Annotated in this window: 1 protein-coding gene; it reads right to left on the reverse strand. The window is 57.6% G+C overall.

Annotated elements, in window-relative coordinates:
• Positions 1-112: 112 nt before the first annotated feature.
• Positions 113-1,357 (reverse strand): HNH endonuclease signature motif containing protein, encoded by a 1,245-nt coding sequence (locus QP324_RS11760; protein ID WP_284816160.1) that lies wholly within the window; start codon positions 1,355-1,357, stop codon positions 113-115.
• Between the last annotated feature and the right edge of the window lie 391 nt (positions 1,358-1,748).

Raw genomic sequence — 1,748 nt, forward strand, 5'->3', positions numbered from 1 at the left:
AGAAACCGAGTACTATCTCACCCAGCCCATCAACACAGGGCCGTAAAAGAAGCGGAACTAAACCCAGGACGCTTCATCCCCTAGTCACACACCGCAGGCTCAGGTCTATTCCCTAGCCTTCCTTTCTCTGTGTTCTTTGTTGTTGGTGTGTGAGGTATTGGGCCCAGGTGTGGTTCCAGTGGGTTTGGTGTGTAGCTAGTGGTCCGGTGGGGTGGTCTAGTTGGTAGGTGCCGTCGCGGTGGAGCCAGGCGATGGTTCCGGTGATGGGGTCGAGAATATAGTGGATTCTGCGGTCGGTTTTGATGTTGTGGTGGTGTTGGCAGAGGTTTACTAGATTATCTGGACTGGTAGGCCCGCCGAGGTGGTATTCGATGCGGTGGTCGAGTTGGCAGCGGGTGGCGGGGACGGTGCAGCCAGGCCAGCGGCAAGTGGCGTCGCGTCCTTGGGTGTAGGCGCGGATGTCGGTGGTGGGGGTGTAGGAGTCTGCCTCGTCGGCTTTAAGTCGGCGGATGAAGGTGTTGTTGGTGGGTGCGTGGTTGAGGTTTATCCATCCGGCACCGGGGTGGAAGACGAGGTTGGCTTTCTCGTTTGTGGTGAAGGTGTTGATGGCAACGCTGGTGTGGGTGTCTTCGAGGATGAGGTCGATGAGTGCTTGTGCGGCGGTGGTGGTGGTGGTCTGGTTGGTGTAGGCGTCGATGTGGCGGGCGATGATGGTGGCGGTGGCGCTATCGCAGGTTAGCGTTAGTGTGGTGGTGTTATCGGGGTTGTAGTTGATGCGCAGTCGTGGTTCGGGTTGTTGTTCTTTGTCTTCGGGGCGCAGGTGGGTGTCGATGAAGGTGCGGATGAAGCGGCGCAGGTCCGCGTCGGTGGGGACGGTTTGGTTGGGTGTGGTGGGGGTGAGGAAGTCTGCGAGTGCGGCGTCGATGGCTTCGAGTTGGTCTGGGTTGTCTTCTAGGCGGTTGAGTTCGCGGTCGATGATGCGCAGTTTGGTCAGGTCGAGTATCCAATGCTGGCCTTGGACTTGCGTGACGAGGGGTAGTTGGCGCATGCGGAAGTGAGCGCGCAGGTACCCCAGTAATTTGGAGTATGAGATGCCGAGGTCTTTGGCGAGGCTGGTGAGGCTCAGGTCAACGTCGTCGTCTAGTTGGGGGAGGATGGCTCGGTAGAGGAACCAGGAGGTTTTGCGTGTGTAGGTGCCGGCTTTGCCGATGTGGTTGCCGGGTGCGTTGGTGGTGTAGAACGCTTCCGGCACATCACCATCGTCTAGGGGGTCAGCGTCGAGGTGGTCGCTGATGAGGAGGGTGTCTGGGTAGTCGAGGGTGGTATCTGGTTCGGGAGGGGCAAGTGTGGCAGTCATGGACGGGGCACTCCAGAAGAAAAGAACAGGGTTCGTATGTGTTTTCTAACGAGTGCCTTTATAGTATCTCTACTGGTGGACATCTGCCTCGGGTGGGGGTGTTTATGTTCGAATAGGGAGCCCTAAAACCGCAGGGATCCCCAGAGTCGCACCCCATACAACAGCGGGGGTAAAAGAAAAGGTTTAGGGTTCGTCGCCTACTACACCCCGGCGGCACGCGGCTCCCTACGTGTTCCGTCGCGTGATGCTTGCACCCCGCAAAACGTGAAAAAAGGGAAGAGGACGGTGGGTGTTCCGTTCTCTTCCCTTCTTTTGGGTTATTGAATTATGTTTTTGTTGTTTGGTGTCGGCGGTGACTTACTCTCCCACAACCTCCCGGTTGCAGTACCAT

Origin of the sequence: Corynebacterium sp. UMB0012 (genome assembly GCF_030216265.1) — a bacterium.
GTDB lineage: Bacteria > Actinomycetota > Actinomycetes > Mycobacteriales > Mycobacteriaceae > Corynebacterium.